Below are 18,475 nucleotides of genomic sequence, written 5' to 3' on the forward strand. Positions count from 1 at the left end.
GAGCAAGCTTCTATTTCGTTTGTAATGCTTGTTTTGCTTGTCGTCCGCGTGTTTCTCTCGGCCGGAATTAGAATATACCATGTATGCGCCCAAGAGGTCAAGCGTTTTTTACACTTTTTTAAAATTAATTGTTTTATGCTGTCGTTTCCTGCTTATTTTGTCGTGCTCGCCTGCAGTTCACGCCAGACTTTCTTATTGCTGTACTTCCGTTCAGAGCTAATATCTTCGCCAAACCATTCCGGTGCTTGGAACGTATTCGCCGCTTCCTCGGAATCAAACTCTACCTCAAGTACAGACAGCTCGATCTGATCATAGGTGTCTATTTCAATCAATCTGTCGGCCCATTCCGCCGTAATCCGGTTCTTCGTCAGCGGTACGAATCCAAAGGCATTAACGATCTGCTGGTAGATCGACTCCGATATCTCATATTCAATTTCCTCGCGCGACAACCCATTACCAAGCTTAAAGGTATGCGTATACGCAACTTCACCGCTCCCTAAGTCTACAATGCGGCGCACCCTCAACTCTTGATTCTCATCTATAGCCAGATAGGTTTGCTCAATTCTATGCTCCGAAACAATATGAAGCTTCGCTTGTTCTACTAATGCACTTGGAAATGCAGGAAGAAGAAACTTGCGTTCAATTTCTAATGACATCATGAACGACCCCTTTACTCTTCATTATCTTCTAGAAAAAGCTCATGGAGCATTTTCTCTCTATTATTAATAAATTGCTTCATGAGGATAAAATGATCGGTTTCCTCCAAAGCCATCCGCTCAATACCCTCAGCAGATAAATTATAAATCACCGAGTCGGGATAAGCCATAAGAATCGGCGAGTGTGTCGCAATTATAAATTGAGATCGTCTCTGTACCAGCTCATGAATGCGTGAGAGCATGGCCATCTGGCGGAAAGGAGAAAGAGCCGCCTCCGGCTCATCCATCATATAGATACCATTCCCGCTAAAGCGGTTAAGAAACGTCGCAAAAAATGATTCGCCATGCGATTGCTGATGCAGCGACTTCCCGCCGTAAGAATCAATAATGCGCGCGCCTCGACCGCCTTCACGATCCATTTGATCAATATTAGTCGCCACATTGTAATAGCTCTCCGCACGGAAGAAGAAACCGTCCCTCGGTTTGTTCACGCTCCGCACTAGCCTCAAATACGCGTGCAGCTCGGAATGTGTCGCTTCCGTCGAGAAATTAAAATTAATCGTTCCGCCTTCCGGATTGAAGCCAAGTCCAATGGCCATCGCTTCCAGAAGCGTAGATTTGCCCATGCCATTCTCCCCAACGAGATACGTTACCTTAGGATGGAATTCCAGCTCATCCAAATTGCGTATGGCACTGAGTTGAAACGGGTATTTGTCAAAGCTAGGTACCGATTCCCTTAGGAGCTTAATGCTTCTTAAATACAGACCTTGCTGGCTTTGTCTCAAGGCGTGCGTCCCCCGCTCAATCAAGTCTTTTAAGCAAGTATTATACTAGCCGCAGCATTTTTTAAACTTTTTCCCGCTCCCACAAGAGCAAGGATCGTTTCTGCCGATTTTCTTCCTAGTCTGAAGATCGATAACGTCCGCTTTCGCCGTTTGGCTTGGCACTTGATTAAGAAGCAGGCTTGCACTTGTCCGCTTAGCGGACAGCTCTTCCGGCGAATAGCCTTTGATCGCCCATTGCTTTGTACTATTCATTAAAGCAACCATTAGATTGGTAATCGCGTTCGCCGTTTCCAAGTTAGGAATTTCAATGAAATCCTTCGCAACGCCAATTACCTCCGCCAGGGAGCTTCCGTTTTTGGCCGCATCAACGCAGGATTGGGCAAGCAAATCTGCATCTTCGCGATCGATCTCATAACGGTGCAGCACAAAACGAACAAGATTCATATACGGGGTAGTGCGTTCAACATATTCTGGTTCGCCAGCTTTCAACAGCTGCTGCTTGGTGAACGGACAGAAATCCAAATCATTCCTAAGCGACCGTTCCTTCATAATACCATCGGGATCCTCGCATATCACACTAGATACAAGCTGCTCTTCACCAATTGTAAACGTGTCATAATAATTTTGAGCATCAAACAGTATGTCTATGAACGCACGGCCAACGAATTCATCATCAGTTTCTGTAATAATGAACGCTTGCAGCTCGTCCATGGTTAGAACGCCATAATACAACATTAAGCCCTGAGTAAGTCTAATCCACTCGGTATTGCGGCTCACATTCGAATGCTCCTGCAGTAACGCTGTTTCTTTAAAATAAGCAACGAGCTCAGCAGGCATGCACACAACATGCTTGCCCTCCAACGTTCCTCGGAATAGAATCCCCCTCTCAAGGAAGTACTCATATTGCTGAAACTCCAGCAACGGTTTATCCCACATGCCATCGTTCTTCACTATTTTCAGAAGAAGCTTATATCTGCTATTGTCAAAGCAGTTTATCACTTCTGATAAGTGCTCTGGAATTTTCTCCGACAGCTTCTCCACAAGACCTTGCTTGTTAAGCGAGCTCAGATTACTTATTCTCAAATTTGTACGAATACTCGTCAATTGCTGTTTCGACAAGGTACCCAGCGCATCCGCAAAGGATAGCGGATAAGTGGTCTGAGGCCATAGTCTTTCCATTGCTTTATTAAGTTTCATTGTCATGGTAATCTCCTAAATCATAGACGTATTTCATGCTCTTCCGGCAATAATAAAGGCAGCCCCAAAAGACATGCAGGTTCAAAGATAACAAAAATCACAGTTGGAATCAATGAAAAGCTATATTTTCAAGACGCATATCTTGTCCATTAAACCCAAGCATCATAGATTTCACACCACGCTTCTCCCTCTAACAAATAGGCTGTCTTCGCTGGCATATTGCCAAATGAAGACAGCCTATTGTGCTGAATTCCACATCATTTCTCCACGTTCCTTACGCTAAGCAGTGAATTCAGGTGCTCAAGTAAATTACCGCCGCCAGTCAATGAAATCGTACCGATTTTCTCGCAAATTTTTTCTAGAAACTCTAGCTCTTTCAACCGAAACAGCGTGCCATTCTCATCCATCAGCTTAGCTGTGTTAAGCAGACTTCGCGTTGAGGCGGTTTCCTCACGGCGAGTGATCAGGTTGGCCTGTGCTTTTTTCTCCGCTAAAAGAACGGTATTCAAAATGTCCTTGACGTCACCGGGAAGAATGATATCTTTCAAGCCTGCCGATATAAATTGCACGCCGTAATGTTCCTGCTGCTCATTCAGACGCGCGAGAACAAATGTCGCAATTTCCTGCTTCATACGCAGCAGATCATCGAGCTTCAAAGTACCCACGTACTCACGCAATATAAGCTGCAGCAGAATGTACACCTGATCCTCGAAGCCTTTGATCTGGATCGCTTTGAGGGGATCAACAACCTTATACTGACACACGAAATTAAGGCGCAGCGTCACTTTATCCTCCGTCATCATTTCTTGGCCGGTCATGTCCAGTTGAAGCTGACGCAAATCCAATGTTTTCACCTGGACGCTTGTCGGACCCTTCCAGAAAAAGTATTTTCCCGGACGAAGCTCATGCTGCAGCACATTATTATAGAAGAGAAGGCCGGTCTCGTAGCTGGCAACCTCGATGGTTTGCGTATAGCCCTGCAGCTTGCCGAGTAAGGAGCGATCGACTTCCTCCGCTATCTCCGGATTACGAATATCAATGCGAATAAAGGTTTGCTTCTTCATAGCATTCCAGAAAGCGTATAATCCAGCCGTCAACAGACCATTGAATTTGCCATCTTCGAAATGCAATACATACTCGTAATCCTGAACATCTGCGATCGTGAGCTCTGAACACAGCTGCTCATCATGCAAGAACAGATTAAGCTCCTTATTTGGAACGGAAAACCGCTTAGCTACATGCTGCACAACAACCGTATCGTCCGAAAAACTCAAATGACGATATATACCAGGCTTCAGCAATTTGGCATAACTGCCATTTTTGAAAAGCAGACCACGCTCATCATCTTTAATCGTTATTTTTTTGAACATAAATAACACCTCTTTACATTTGGGGTAACCTTCTTCGCAGAAGCTCTCCTACAACTAGGCCGGAATCAAGCTTGAGAAAGAAGCTTTACAGCATCATGACATCGCTATTGCCTGCCGCATCAGATGCAAGATCCATCTGATGCTTGCTGGGTCTGGCTTTGGCATAAGAGGCTGCCCGCTCCAGTCGGTATCCACTGATTACATAGGCTTTGCCGCATCACGTGCAAAAAGTCAGCACTGAGTGCTTCTGCGGAAGGTTCGTTCATACGTTGCTCGTTTTCTCCTTTGGAGGGGAGTGAATAATCTCTACCAGAGAGTTATCGCGGGTAAGGCGATAGCCAAGGGATTCGAACCCTTACATATGGGAGATTCCGCAGAGCTGGTCGTACAGCATACAAACGCATAGGATACGTGAGCACTGCGGGACAATTATAAATCCCTGCCAAGGTACGCCATTCGTACAAGAACCTCATCTATTATTGAAATTATCTTTAATAGCAATAGAATAAAGATTAAATACCCTTAATCGCAGCCATCGGCTTGCATCTAGCTACTACATCGGCTAAAGAGGCTCCTACGACGCTATTAATAATTTGATCCACGTCTTTGTAGGCCTGCGGGCATTCATCGAGAATCGTCTGCAAGGATGCATGGTTGACGAGAATTTCATCCTCTGTGCCTACTTTAAGTGACTGCTCGAACTCATCAACGGTCACCAGTTGCTTCGTAGCCTTTCGGGATCTGGCGCGTCCAGCACCATGGCAGATGGAGTAGAAGTTTTTCAGTCCCTCTTCCTTGCCTACCATAATGTAAGAAGACGTTCCCATCGAGCCAGGAATGAGGGCCGGGTGCCCTGTAGCCTTATAGACAGGCGTATTTAGGAAATGCCCTGGTGGAAGCGCGCGTGTCGCGCCTTTGCGGTGTACGAGCATCGGCTGGTTGCGATGAAACTCTTTTAGCGCATAATTGTGCATTAGATCATAAAGGACTGGCATTTCGAGCCCAGATCCCAATACCTCTCGGAATGCCTGACGAACGCCGAATGCGATCATATGGCGATTGCTAACTGCGAAATTAAGCGCAGAATACATGAGATTCAAATAAGTCTGACCTTCTTGGCTGTTAATCGGTGCATAAATCAAGTTCGGATCCGGATTGCTAACTCCCCACTGGTTCATCGCTTCCTTAATCGACTTGTTATGCTCCCTTCCGACCATGCCGCCCCAAGAGCGTGAGCCGGAATGGATCATAACGACGACCTGACCGTCGAACAAGCCCCATTTCTCCGCAACGTCTTTGTATGCCTCATTGATTTCCAAATATTGAATTTCGATAAAATGGTTGCCGCTTCCAAGCGAGCCCAGCTGTCCTCGCGCATATTTCATAATCTTCGGAGGCAGCTGTTTGAGGTAGCTGGTATCGAAAGCAAATCGTGATTGCTCCACATGCGTTAGCCACTGGTTATCCGGAATATACTTCTTCGGTAGTCCATGCAAGCCATGCTCCACCACGTTCATCACATCGATATCTTCGTAGTTCGAATTAGTCCGTTCATTCGTCGGAACGTATTTCTCAATGGCCGCTATCAGCTTTCTACGTACATGCTTTTCCATCAAATCACGCTTATGCAGCGAGGTCGTATGAACTCTCATGCCACAACCGATGTCAGAGCCCACGATTGAGGGAGATACACAGCCGTCCTTCATGCTCCATACTGCCGTTGTTCCAATACATGTGCCGATGCCGACATGTGCATCAGGCGTATAGCTCATATATTGATTTCTAGGAATTTGCAGGTTATTGTCAGCCATTTCATATATCTTGTCTCCGAATGTTTGGAGAATCTCATCGTTTGCAAATACGTGGAGCCGTCCGTGAGCGAGCTCCATTTCATGATGATTGCCACCATGCTGTTTATGCTTCATCAGCATTGTCGTCCCTCCTACATGCCTTCATTCATTCTGGTGCATTGCCTTCTTATGAACTTTATTTTGCCTGAATACAGCGTCCGTGAACATGGCGTAAGTATGACGACTAAGGTGAAACGGCTGTCGCCTTCCTTTGGCGGCACCGCGCGTTTCATCCCGAGAAATATAGAGAAAGTATAGCGAAATAATATACTTCTCTATATTTCAAGGAAAATTTTCCTTTTCGTTCAAATCTGCGAGCTACCTGTTATGATAGATAGACACTATCGTCAACGACTGGAGGTACAGATATGGCAAGAGAAAGCTTCGATAAGGAAATCCAGTTTTTGCGCATGCTCGCACTTACCAGCGGAGCGTATAATCGCCAGCAATACGCCGACAAGCTTGGCATATCCGTACATACCTTTGATAAAACCATTAAGCGCCTCAAAGAAATCGCAAGCAGTGTTCATCAGAAGCTCCCCGCTGAGAGCGGCAAGGAATTCGCTGAGACGATGAGGTACAGCTATCTCGACTCTTCCGATCCGATGCTTTTATTTCTATTCCGCGCCAAATCACTGAAAGAAACAGAAAGCCAGCGTCTCTCGCTTCTACTGGCTGCGCTGCATGGGGAAGCTCTGACTGCTAAGGAGCTTCTTGAGCTATGCTCTGTCAGCATGCCTTCTGAGCTCTCATTGCCTGACGAGAAAACCATTCGCGGCGATCTCAAATATTTAGAACAAGTCGGAGTTATCAAGCGAGCAGATCGAGCGCGGCCTTATCGCTATACGACTAACCATGATTTGATTCAAAATCTATCAAACGACGAGCTTCAGGATTTATACGATTTCGTAGATATCATGGCGAATACGCAGCTTCCATCCGTACAAGGATATTTGCTGCGCGATGGGCTCAAAAAGCATATTGTACGTGAACAGAGCGACGTAGACTCTACGAGTTCCTTCTTATATAAATATCACTATTACTCACGCATATTGGATGAAGGTCATCTCTTTGTACTACTCCATGCCATTCTTAGTAGGCGATGGGTCAGCTTTATTTATTTCTCTCCCAAAAAAGAAACGAGCTACGCCTCCAAAAATACGAATCCGCTATTCGAGAAAGAAACCGAAGGGCAACAAGATACGCTGCTGCCGATAAAGGTCATCTACGACCATCAATATGGGCGGTGGTACCTGCTCGGCCATCACTTGCGCAGCGGAATCAAAAAATATCGCTTAGAGGGTTTGACCCAAATTTCTACCGGAGAAACGGCTGACGAGGAGCTGTTCGCAGCCAAAAGCACTGAGCTTGAGCAGCGCATCCAGCACAGCTGGCTGATCGATACCGGCAGGAAGGTTACGGTGCAGGTGCGCTTCTTCCATCCTGGACCTGGCATACCCAACTTCGTCAAAGAACGTGTGCTGCTGCAGGGACAGTGGGGGACGGTTACAGATGAGTCAGATGAAACCTTTATTTATGAGATCGAAGTAAACGGAACGATAGAAATCAAGCCTTGGATCCGTAGTTTCGGCTCCAGTTGCGAGGTGCTCACTCCCTTGAAACTAAGAGAGGAAATGATTGCCGAATGGAAGGAGATTAGAGGCTACTATGAATCCCTTTGAAAAAATATTTAACTATCAAATCTTAAGTCGGCTGGAGGACTCCGGCACGATGATTATATCGAAGCATGAACGGGGATGGCTGAAGCTGATGCTGGAGCATCCAACCGCTGCCGTTGCGTTCGATTCAACAACCTTGAATAAGCTGCACACCGTTTTGGAACTGGAGCTTAGTCTGGATACAAGCGGTTTGCTGCACAAAGCAGCCAGTAAGGAACGTCATGTCTATCACCCGGGAGTCCGAATCATCCGGCAAGCGATTACGAGCAAGTCATTACTGCATATCAGCTATCTTAAGAAAAACGGACAGCCATCCAATCAGCAGGCAGCCTTTCCCTATAAGCTTGAATATTCAATGGTGAAACGCGAATGGTATTTGCTCTGGTACCATATACATAACCGTAGACTGATGCGTACAAGACTAGAAAAAACGCTGGAGCTTGTTCTGCAGGCTTGCCCAGAAACGGACAGCGAGAGGTATACAGCCATTGTCCAAAAGCTGCTCAGCAAACGAAGCGTCAGCGCGGATATTGTTATCGTGCCAGAGTATAACGGCGAGCTCTCAAGGATCCTATACGCTTTCTCCTGTTTCGAGAAAGAGGTAAGTTATGATGCTGAAGCGGATACCTACACCTTGCGCCTGTTCTTCGATAGCAGCGATAGTGAGTTCGTACTATCCAAAACCCGTTTTCTTGGGAAACGCGTTCATATTATTGAGGGAGAGCAGCTTAGAAGGCGTATGCTGGAATCCGCGACTAACGCGCTTGCACGTTATGCAGAGCCAATAGATTAATCAATTCTTCCTCCAGAATGGCGGGTTTTATCTTATTTTGACGAAAAATTTTAATTATAATCATTCTAAAATAATATTGATTTTTCTATAGAAAACGATAACATATAAGATGAGGCGTATTCCTAAAAAATCAATGAGGTGAATGATGATGAGTTCAGAGAAGAACAAGCTAACAACCAGTTGGGGGGCTCCTGTCGGAGACAACCAGAATTCAATGACAGCCGGATCACGCGGCCCCACTTTAATCCAAGATGTTCACTTGCTGGAAAAACTCGCACATTTCAATAGGGAACGTGTTCCCGAACGTGTCGTTCATGCCAAAGGAGCAGGTGCACACGGATACTTCCAGGTCACGCATGATGTGACGCCTTACACCAAAGCGAGCTTTTTGTCCGAGGTGGGCAAGCGCACGCCGATGTTCATCCGTTTCTCAACCGTTGCAGGCGAGCTCGGCTCTGCCGATACCGTACGTGACCCGCGCGGCTTCGCCGTTAAGTTCTACACCGAGGAAGGAAATTATGATTTGGTCGGCAACAACACGCCTGTCTTCTTCATTCGCGACGCAATCAAATTTCCTGATTTCATTCATACACAGAAGCGTCATCCCCAAACCCATCTCAAAAACCCGAACGCGGTTTGGGATTTCTGGTCCCTATCCCCTGAGTCATTGCATCAGGTAACCATTCTAATGTCTGATCGCGGCATTCCAGCTACGCTTAGACATATGCATGGATTCGGAAGCCATACGTTCAAATGGGTCAATGACGAAGGCCAAGCTGTCTGGGTCAAGTACCATTTCAAAACAGAACAAGGTGTTCAAAATCTAGCCCCAGAGGTTGCTGCGCAGCTCGCTGGCGATAACCCCGATTACCATACCGAGGATCTATTCCAAGCGATTGAAAAGGGAGATTTCCCAGCATGGAAGCTTTACGTGCAAATCATGCCTATAGAGGACGCGGATACCTATCGATTCGATCCGTTCGATGTTACGAAGGTATGGTCCCAGAAGGATTATCCATTAATCGAAGTCGGCCGCATGGTGCTTGACCGCAATCCGGACAACTATTTCGCCGAGGTGGAGCAGGCTACCTTCTCCCCTGGATCATTTGTTCCTGGCATTGAAGCTTCTCCTGACAAAATGCTGCAAGGCCGTCTATTCGCGTATTCCGATGCTCACCGCTATCGAGTTGGCGCAAATCATAACCAGCTGCCAATCAACCGTCCTGTCGCTGAGGTTAATACCCACCAGCGCGATGGTCAGATGAGAGCTGACGGCAATGGCGGCGCTTCGATTTATTATGAACCGAACAGCTATGGTGGACCAACCGAATCCGCCGCTAACAAGCCTGCTCCCTTCCAAGTATCCGGACAGGCAGACAGCGTGAGCTTTGACCACAACGATCACTATACACAAGCTGGCGACCTTTATCGTTTGCTCAGCCCGGAAGAACGCAGTCGGTTAGTTGATACCATCGTCGGCGCAATGAAACCCGTGGAGAAGGATGAAATCAAGCTCCGTCAAATTGGGCATTTCTACAAAGCTGATCCTGAGTATGGACAACGAATCGCTGAAGGACTTGGTTTATCTATTACGCAGTCATTATAAACTTCATATACAGCAAGAAAGCAAAGGGGATGGCTCGATGAGCCATCCCCTTTGCTTCCTATTCACTTACATGAAACGGATAAATCCAGAATCGTTCCCAGCCGTAACGCTCCCTAATTTCCTCATCCTCCAGCTTTTTGCTGCCAAGCAGCTCTGCCGCTTGGAATTGCGAGCGATGAGCTTCAATAGAAGTCATTTTAGGCTTCAAATATTCTTTCACATCATTCACGACATGCGGCTTTCCTAACACTTCCTGATGGTTTTTGGAGAAAGCGACGCAATAAACAATCGGCTGCTCCTCTTGAGGCAGTCTTCCAATCGTTCGAATGACGGATTCCCCACACGCATCATGATCGGGATGAACGCTAAAGCCTGGATAAAACGTATAGACAATTGTAGGGCGAAGCTCTTTGAGCAACGCATCCAATTGACTGTCCAATAGCACTTGGTCTTCAAATTCGATCATCTTGTCATGAAAGCCCAGCATCCGCAGATCCTGTATACCAATCGCCTCGCAGGACCTCTCTAGCTCGATTTTACGAATATGCGGAAGTGTCACACGATTAGCAAACGGTGGAATTCCCATATTCCGCCCCATCTCGCCCAGTGTTAAGCAGGCATAAGTAATGTGGGCACCGGCTTCAATATGTTTCGCAAGTGTGCCTGATACGGTGAATGCTTCATCATCAGGATGCGGAAATACGACTAATATATTTTCACTCATAACGTCTCTATTCTCCTCTCTCATCAGAAGGGCTCCCTGCTTAACTGGAGCGCCACAACCAATTTACCTTGGCCGTCATGGCCTGCGAGCAGCAACCTCTCAGACTCTTCCTCTTCCCAGTGCGTCAAGCCTTCCGTATAGATCCAGCCCTCTGCCATCTTCAGCCCAACTCGGTACGGTCCAATGCCCGCTATTGAGCCGTGATCATACTTAATTTTCGTATTTGTGATGAAATTAGCTGCCGGATGCTTAGTGCTGTCGAGATGAGACGCATAAGCTCCTGTTGTCATTTCCAGGTGGAGGTAAAGTTCCTCACCCTTAAGACTTTCAATTCTATGTTGTACCTTTTCCAGGTTAATGAGCTGCAATCGTACTCCTCCTTGATCGTTGATCATTCTACAAGCTTATAACTTCTATTAAAACTATTCTAACACACATAAATAGAAACAAATAACACAGTTCTATCGAACTAGCATTGCCTCTAGTATATATGATATACTAACTTTCAAATTTATAGAGCTTAAGTCTTAGAAATAAGCATTTTTCTATTACATAATGCTTACACACAGGAGGCCAGACATGAGAAATTTATCGATCGGGAAAAAATTGCTTGGAGGGTTTATATCGGTCCTTTTTTTATTAATTGTCATTATGAGCATTAACTTGATTCAACTCATCTCGCTAAACGATACATATAAAGAATTGATTGAGGACAGAACCAAGAAGATGCTGCAAGTGAAAGATATGGTCATTGCTGTCAAAGCTGAGCAAATCGCCGTTCGTCTGTACGCAATGCTCGGTGATGAGACCTCTCTCCAAGCAATTACATCTTCACATGATACATATAAGACCATTAGCAAAGAACTGCTCGCATCTGTAAAGACGAAAGAAATGATTGATTTGATTAATCAATCGGATCTCATTGAGAATGAGTATTTCGAGCTTGCCAAGGAAGTAAGTGAACTCAAGAAGCAGAACAAAGAAAAAGAATTTACGACTCTCCTATCGAATCAGGGCCGCACGATCATTGCCCAGTTCGAGGGGATACTAGCAGAAATGGAAGCTCATCAAAAAAACTTGTTAGATGAAAGCACAGTAAAAGCGACCAAACAAGTAGATGGCGTTATTTCTCTCGTCATCCTATTAGGAATCGCTGCTCTGGTACTTGGTATCGGGATTGCGCTCTTTATGGGTAGACTTATTTCCAAACCAATTGTCGAATTAGCACAAGCAGCTGAGAAAATCGCCTCTGGCGATCTTACTGGCAAGCCAATCATAATGAGAAGCGACGATGAAATCGGCAAATTATCCAGCTCGTTTAATATGATGTCGAATAGCCTTCGATCGCTTATTATGCGTGTAGGCAGCAATGCAGAGCAAGTGGCCGCTTCCTCAGAAGAGCTCAGCGCAAGCGCAGAGCAAACCTCCCTGTCCACGGAGCAAATTGCGACAACCATTCAAGATGTTGCTGCTGGAGTGGACCGTCAGGTGACGCTCACGCAAGAGGGCTTTCAGACCATTAATGAAATGTCGATCGGGTTCCAACAGATTGCAGCTAGTACACAAAACGTATCTGCTAAAGCTGCTGAAGCTTCGGAGAAAGCCATATCAGGTAATGCATCCATACAAACAGCGGTCGTCCAAATGAATACCATTAATGACACCGTTGTTGGGCTTTCAGAGGTTATCGGCGAACTAGGCGGTAAATCCAAACAAATTAATCAGATTGTCGGTGTGATTACCGAGCTTTCTGCACAAACAAATCTCCTTTCACTCAATGCCGCAATTGAAGCCGCAAGAGCAGGCGAGCATGGCAGAGGGTTCGAGGTTGTCGCTGCCGAAGTGCGTAAGCTGTCCCAGCAATCCGCCGAATCGGCTCAACAGATTAATACGCTTATCACTTCCATTCAGAAAGAAATGTCACATGCTGCTCAATCTATGGAGAAGGTTACGACAGAAGTACATACCGGCATTTCCATTGTGCATACGGCTGGGCAGTCTTTCGAATATATTCGTGAGGCTGCTGAGGCGGTTGCTACAGAATCTGAGGAGGTTTCCGCTTCCGTTCAACAGATGACTGCAGGGGTTGATGAAATGACAGGCTCCATGAGAATGATCGCTGAGGTCACCGAGAACTCCGCAGCAGGTACCGAGCAAGTAACGGCTTCCACGCAAGAGCAGCTATCCTCTATGGAGGAGATTAGTTCATCATCAAGCGCGCTTGCCAAAATGGCCGAAGAGCTTCAGCAAACCATAAGTCATTTCAAAGTTTAATAAACGCCGCGCTATTGCCGTTTACTACGCATAATATGGTATACTGCTACAATATTAATATGCAGGAGGCTAAGTCTGATGAAAATTTATGTTGTACAATCATTTAATGAAGACGGCTTGGAAAACGTCTACGTCGGAGATGATAGTAAAAAGGCATTGTCATTGAAAGCAGCTGACTTCGACCATTGCGATGCTCTGTTCGTTGAAATTTGGGAGGACGGCGAGAAAACTGACGACTTCCGATTGTTGGAAACCTCTGAAGACGACGAGGATGAGCTCGAACAAGAAGCATAAGCATCGCATCATGTAAAACCCTCGTTCGAACAGACGCTTCTTTCGTATAAATGAATCGACAAGAGACCCTGACCATAATCGGTCAGGGTTTTTAACATGGACAACCTATAATGCCGATGCCTGCCTGGTGTGTCTTGCATCCCTTAGCCTAGCTCCTATACGAATGAAAATCGTAACCGCCACACATTCTGCAATAGTCAGCAACAGCAGCAGAAAGTCCGCAAGAACGCTCATACTCATGGCACTCCAACCGAACAACCTCATGTTGGCTTGCATAAATAAGATATGCCCGAAAAACATGACTACGCTGAACAAGCCGATAGCCTTATTGAATTTGTGAACGGTTTGGCTCTGAATATGTAGGATGCCATAAAAGATAATAAGCGTATTCGGCAACATGCTGAAGGCAAGCTTATAATCTGTTGTCCACTCACTTAGCTGAAGCAGCAGCAGCGTTTCCATAGTAGTTAGAATGAATGCAAATAACAATAATCGTTTAATCTGTAGCTGCAAAAACCATTCTTCATATTTGGCAATCAGAACCCCCGCAATTACGAAAGTTAGACCAAAGCCAATATACCTCGTTGCAAATAAATACAAATACTCGATGTACGCAGAATCAATTGAGGAGAAGCTCTCAGCGGAGATGCCCAGCACTGTCTTTAGGCTGCCTGATACAAATTGCATAATTACAAAGCCTGCCAAAGCCAAACTCACTGCGAGCCTGATGTACTGCTTGCGAATTAGCCAATAAGCCGCAAGCAAGCCGAAAACAAGCGGCGGAATAAACCAGAATTGAATAAAGGGACCATTCAAGAAAAAAGCGATTACCAGCACCTTCGCCTGAATGAAAAGATTGGCGGCAGTAAACCCATCGCTGACGAGCTTAGGAATAATAAATGTTGCGATAAAGATACAGCAGAACAAGCTGTAAATCATCCCGATCCGCTTTAAGTACTGAAGCATATAGGCATGCGGATTTTCGGCATGGCACCAGCTTTTGTAGGCAAGAAAGCCAGCAACGACATAAAAACAAGGCACAACGACTCTAGTTGCAAGCGAAGTGAATTGAATAACGGCCTGCCCAGGCATTAGCGCCACGTACCGAAATAGCATGACATGCGCCGTAAGAACGAGCAATGAGCCCGCCAGCTTGAATAGCGTAATGCCTGGATAAAATTTACGCATGCTTCCTGAGTTCCCCCTTTCCGTTCAGAACCATCGCTTTAATCTCGGCGACAGATATTTTACCAGTCGGGGAAAGCGGAAACACTGGCAGAAATACGATGTAGCGCGGCAGCTTAAACGCAGACAAATGCGGTGCTATGTCGATTCTCAGTTTATCTGATGTCAGGCTTGCTCCTTGCCTTGTTACTACACAAGCGCATACTTGCTCGCCATAAAGCTCATCCGGAACGCCAATTACTAGCGCTTCATCAATATCTTGATGCCGCAGCAGTACATTTTCGATTTCAAGAGGTGAAATCTTCTCTCCGCCACGACTGATTATGAGATGCAGACGTCCCGTAATGGTGAGCTGCCTCTGATTATCCAGAAAACCTAAATCCCCTGATTTATACCAGCCATCCTCCGTCATACTCGCACGGTCATAAGCTTCATTCGTGTATCGCATAACCCGGTGGCTCCGAATCGCAATTTCTCCATGCTCATGTGGAGGCAGTGCTTCTCCAGTTTCGAGATTGAGAATTCTCACCTCTACAGCCTTGTCCACTTTCCCTCCAATACTGTACGCATCTCTCTCAAACTCCTTGTACGCAATCAAACCGCTCAGCAGATTCATACGGCTAAGGAGCTTGTACAATAGCAGCACCATCACATTATTTCTTCGATTAATGAAACAAGTGCCATTTGCTACGGCTCCTGCTTCCGATGAACCGTAGCTAACCATAAAGAAATAGAGGTTTAAACTTTTCATAATTTTTTTCAAAATCGTATTGTTGACCGCTGCGGAAGTAAAAGCTACACCTAATAACGTGTTTAGGTTGTAATCCTTTCTTCGAGGAGACAGCATCATTTGTTGAACCATGTATGGGGTCCCGATCAACACCTTGCATTTTTCCTTCTCCACAGCTGCTAAAGCACTCAACGGATTGAAATGGCTGAGCATCACGATTCGTATATTACAAGCTTTCAAGCTCGTAAACAAAGTAGCAAATCCCCCGAGATGGTAAAGTGGAAGCAGGCTCATGACTGAAAAATAGCGGGTCAATTTGTCACTTAAAGACATAAGCAGCGTATTTTGGGGGCGCAGCGTGACGTTTGAATCGGCTGTGTTTGTTATAAGAAACGACGCCGTAGACCGCAGCACTCCCTTGGGAAGCCCCAGCGTACCTGAGGTATAAAGAAGAATAAGAGGATCTTGCGGTGAATTGGCGCGGCAAGTATTCTCGAATGCGATCTCGTCTTCCGCTTTGCCTAGTGCCCGCAAATCCAAGTAAGGCTGGAATAGCCCTATTCCATCGACTCCCTCATCCAGTACGAAAATATGCTTAGGAAGATATTCCTCATTCGACTCTTCCCTCATGCCATCCTCCATGATTTCCTTCATCATGGAGGGATAATGATTCTGCTGTGCTTCAATCCCCATAATCAAGACTACTGGCTTCGCATCCTTCAAGAAATGCTGCAGCTCAAGCTTCTTGGAGTACGTATTAATCGGAACGGTAATAGCACCTACGCAGGCGGCTGCAAACATAGCAGCAATCATTTCCGCCCTACCAGGCATGAGAATCGCAATGGCATCTCCTCGCTGGACACCGAGCTTCAGGAAACCTTTTGCCAGCATACGCGTCTCTTCCCATATCATTTTCCAGGTATAATGTTGGCTAAGAGCTGGGAAGCTGTAGGCTGTATCATGTCCGTTTTCCATTGCTCGTTTGTTCAGCATATAAGGAATCGTATGACTGTCCCAATCTGTTTTCTTCTTCATTAGCCTTAACCCCCGCTTTTATAAACTAAGATCGTACTTCCTTTACGAACCATTGTATGCCATACATGAACAGTCGTTATATCGAACGTTTTCTAAGCTTATATGCGTTTGGTTCGTTTACTCCCAATCAATATACTCAATATAGCATGACTAAAGTTCTTAATAAAGAACATTATGCAAAAAAAAGCCGCATCCTCTATGAAAGCAGATGCGGCGTATACCCTTTATTTACCCGATACCGTAGCTGTTACTGACTTAATCGTTTTTTTGTTTTGCTCGCTTGGCTGCTTGTTCCCCTCTGCTGGTTTGATCTTTCCGATCAGCAGACTAAGCGGCAAGGCAACAACGGCAACCAATGTAGCCACGACATAGACATCGTTAACACTCATCGTAAAGGACATCATTCCGATATGAAGCTCATTCGTATCGCCTGCTTGCATGAGATCCGTCGCATGTGTAAGGGACCTGGAAGCAAGCAGCGTCGTAAAGATCGCAATGGCGAACGAACCGAATACATTCCGCGTCCAGTTCGTAATAGCCGAGGCATGCCCCGAGAGCTGAGCTGGAATTTGCTCCATTGCCGCATTGCTTGAAGGCATGACGACAAGTGCGATTCCAATATTACGAACGATCATCCACCAAATAATATAGGAATGAGAAACATCAACGCTTAACCAGCTAAGCGCAAGTGTACCGATCGTGAGCAATGCAATACCACCAGACATTAGCCAGCGCGGACCGATGATGCCGTACAACTTGCCGACAACTGGCATAAGCAGCGCCATCGCAAGTGAAGCTGGAAGCAGAATCATACCTGTATCCATCGCCGATACATGTTGAATGCGTTGCAGGAATATCGGCGTCAGCAGCGTACCCGAATACAAGCTGATCGTAATAATATTCGAGATAATCGCATTCAAGGTAAACCGTTTGTTTTTGAAAACTCTTAGATCAAGCAAAGGCGTTTCGGCTGTAAGCTCTCTCCAGATGAATAGTAGCAGTGCAACCACGCCAACTGCAAACAGGGCAATAATCTTCCATGATCCCCAGCCCCAATTGTGACCTTGGCCGAGCGCAAGCAGCAAGGATGAACTGCTGACAATAACAGTCAAGAAACCTAATCCGTCGAAACTCTTAGGAACGTTCAATCGGTAATACGGAATGTACGCATACACAAAACCAATAGCAATTAGACCAATTGGAATGTTCATCAAGAACAGCCACTGCCAGTTCATGTTCTCCAGCACCCAGCCGCTGATCGTTGGTCCAAAAGCAGGCGCCAGCATCGCGGACAATCCCCAGAACGCAACAGCCATCGCTTGTCGTTCTCTTGGAATAATCTGATAAATGATCGACATCGTTGCCGGAATAATCAATCCGCTAAATGCTCCTTGCAGGACGCGGAAGAAAATCAGCGAGCCCTCGCTCCAAGCAGAAGCGCACAAGATAGAAGCGAGCGTAAAGCCAACTAGTGAAAATAAGTATAGACGTCTGTAGCTGAACCTCTCGCCCAGATAGCCTGCAATTGGTGCCGTTGTTCCCATTGCGAGCATAAACCCTGTCAGCGTCCACTGTACCGAGCTCAGGGTCGTCTCGAAATGCTCTGTCAAAATCTCAAGCGCCAAGTTAATCGTAGCTGACGCCAATACACATAAAAAAGATCCAATAAAAATAGCGATCATTATAGGCCAGAAACGCACCTTTTGTACTTCTGCTTGTTCCATGTTGCTCTCACTCACCTTTTAAATTACTTTACAGCTTAACTATTATATTTTAGTTCTAAACTAATTTCAATGGCTAGTTCATTCTTTTTTCACTTCTTTATGCAGGTGCTTCTATTTTAGCAACCTCTACTAGCACTATAGTAATAGTTGGAATCAGCCGATTTATAAAACACATCGAGAACTATATAAGCTCAACTCATGTTTTTCGGCTGAAGTCCGCCGTAGGAATGGTTCTTCTTAAACGTTTCTTTAGTTGATCTTATATAGCTTTGCAAAATCAAAGTCATAGTCATACAAAGAGCTGCCCTTCTAACCGAATATCGGATAGAAGGACAGCTCTTTACGCGATAAGAACACATGCGTTCTTACAATACATTCAGAGTTACGTTGCTGCTTTAAAAACATCTACATGCTTATAGCTACCGTTTTGAGCTTTGCATAGCTTCCTAAATAATAAAAAAAACATTGTTCCGATGAACAATGATGTTAGTTAATCATATGGTGGAGGATGACGGGATCGAACCGCCGACCCTCTGCTTGTAAGGCAGATGCTCTCCCAGCTGAGCTAATCCT

Annotated in this window: 15 protein-coding genes; 5 read left to right on the forward strand and 10 right to left on the reverse strand. The window is 45.7% G+C overall.

From position 1 onward, the window contains the following. Positions 1 to 152 precede the first annotated feature (152 nt). The 5 genes from FGT79_RS29960 to FGT79_RS29980 form a co-directional block, all read right to left on the reverse strand. A complete protein-coding gene (locus tag FGT79_RS29960; protein WP_138756498.1) occupies positions 153 to 656 on the reverse strand; it encodes a CYTH domain-containing protein in 504 nt (167 codons plus the stop codon). Positions 657 to 670: 14 nt separating this feature from the next. Continuing rightward, positions 671 to 1,441, reverse strand: coding sequence for an AAA family ATPase (locus FGT79_RS29965; RefSeq protein WP_138756485.1), 771 nt, complete (start codon positions 1,439 to 1,441; stop codon positions 671 to 673). Between the two features lie 45 nt (positions 1,442 to 1,486). Further along, on the reverse strand, positions 1,487 to 2,638 hold the full coding sequence (locus tag FGT79_RS29970) for a YecA family protein (protein WP_171056526.1): 1,152 nt from the start codon (positions 2,636 to 2,638) through the stop codon (positions 1,487 to 1,489). Positions 2,639 to 2,895: 257 nt separating this feature from the next. After that, complete coding sequence (locus FGT79_RS29975; protein WP_138756487.1) at positions 2,896 to 4,008, reverse strand: slipin family protein; 1,113 nt, start codon at positions 4,006 to 4,008, stop codon at positions 2,896 to 2,898. 512 nt (positions 4,009 to 4,520) lie between these two features. Further along, complete coding sequence (locus FGT79_RS29980; protein ID WP_425465056.1) at positions 4,521 to 5,933, reverse strand: RtcB family protein; 1,413 nt, start codon at positions 5,931 to 5,933, stop codon at positions 4,521 to 4,523. Between the two features lie 293 nt (positions 5,934 to 6,226). Here FGT79_RS29980 and FGT79_RS29985 point away from each other — a divergent pair, with 293 nt between their 5' ends. The 3 genes from FGT79_RS29985 to katA all read left to right on the forward strand — a co-directional run bounded on the left by FGT79_RS29985 (position 6,227) and on the right by katA (position 9,936). Then, the gene (locus tag FGT79_RS29985; RefSeq protein ID WP_138756489.1) at positions 6,227 to 7,540 is read left to right on the forward strand and encodes a helix-turn-helix transcriptional regulator; all 1,314 of its coding nucleotides are present in this window, start codon (positions 6,227 to 6,229) and stop codon (positions 7,538 to 7,540) included. 49 nt (positions 7,541 to 7,589) lie between these two features. After that, a complete protein-coding gene (locus tag FGT79_RS29990) occupies positions 7,590 to 8,330 on the forward strand; it encodes a WYL domain-containing protein (protein WP_342778552.1) in 741 nt (246 codons plus the stop codon). 148 nt (positions 8,331 to 8,478) lie between these two features. Beyond that, complete coding sequence (gene katA, locus FGT79_RS29995; protein ID WP_138756499.1) at positions 8,479 to 9,936, forward strand: catalase KatA; 1,458 nt, start codon at positions 8,479 to 8,481, stop codon at positions 9,934 to 9,936. Positions 9,937 to 9,994: 58 nt separating this feature from the next. Here the strand turns inward: katA and bshB2 are convergent, their stop codons facing one another. Together bshB2 and FGT79_RS30005 are read right to left on the reverse strand one after the other, a co-directional pair. Continuing rightward, the gene (bshB2, locus tag FGT79_RS30000) at positions 9,995 to 10,660 is read right to left on the reverse strand and encodes a bacillithiol biosynthesis deacetylase BshB2 (RefSeq protein WP_138756491.1); all 666 of its coding nucleotides are present in this window, start codon (positions 10,658 to 10,660) and stop codon (positions 9,995 to 9,997) included. 23 nt (positions 10,661 to 10,683) lie between these two features. Then, positions 10,684 to 11,028 (reverse strand): DUF1806 family protein, encoded by a 345-nt coding sequence (locus FGT79_RS30005; RefSeq protein WP_138756492.1) that lies wholly within the window; start codon positions 11,026 to 11,028, stop codon positions 10,684 to 10,686. Between the two features lie 211 nt (positions 11,029 to 11,239). Here FGT79_RS30005 and FGT79_RS30010 point away from each other — a divergent pair, with 211 nt between their 5' ends. Both FGT79_RS30010 and FGT79_RS30015 read left to right on the forward strand, forming a co-directional pair. After that, positions 11,240 to 12,934 (forward strand): methyl-accepting chemotaxis protein, encoded by a 1,695-nt coding sequence (locus tag FGT79_RS30010; protein ID WP_138756493.1) that lies wholly within the window; start codon positions 11,240 to 11,242, stop codon positions 12,932 to 12,934. 78 nt (positions 12,935 to 13,012) lie between these two features. Further along, positions 13,013 to 13,228 carry a hypothetical protein gene (locus FGT79_RS30015; RefSeq protein WP_138756494.1) on the forward strand — a complete coding sequence of 72 codons (216 nt, stop codon included), beginning with the start codon at positions 13,013 to 13,015 and terminating at the stop codon, positions 13,226 to 13,228. 105 nt (positions 13,229 to 13,333) lie between these two features. Here FGT79_RS30015 and FGT79_RS30020 read toward each other — a convergent pair whose 3' ends face one another. From FGT79_RS30020 to FGT79_RS30030, 3 genes are all read right to left on the reverse strand, one after another. Continuing rightward, the gene (locus FGT79_RS30020) at positions 13,334 to 14,416 is read right to left on the reverse strand and encodes an acyltransferase family protein (RefSeq protein ID WP_138756495.1); all 1,083 of its coding nucleotides are present in this window, start codon (positions 14,414 to 14,416) and stop codon (positions 13,334 to 13,336) included. Further along, complete coding sequence (locus tag FGT79_RS30025; RefSeq protein WP_138756496.1) at positions 14,409 to 16,178, reverse strand: class I adenylate-forming enzyme family protein; 1,770 nt, start codon at positions 16,176 to 16,178, stop codon at positions 14,409 to 14,411. Before FGT79_RS30025 ends, FGT79_RS30020 begins: the two co-directional genes overlap by 8 nt. A 224-nt stretch (positions 16,179 to 16,402) precedes the next feature. Next, positions 16,403 to 17,902: a DHA2 family efflux MFS transporter permease subunit gene (locus FGT79_RS30030; protein WP_138756497.1), complete on the reverse strand. Its 1,500-nt coding sequence runs from the start codon at positions 17,900 to 17,902 to the stop codon at positions 16,403 to 16,405. Positions 17,903 to 18,475 lie beyond the last annotated feature (573 nt).

Origin of the sequence: Paenibacillus sinopodophylli (genome assembly GCF_005930355.1) — a bacterium.
Taxonomy (GTDB): Bacteria; Bacillota; Bacilli; order Paenibacillales; family Paenibacillaceae; genus Pristimantibacillus; species Pristimantibacillus sinopodophylli.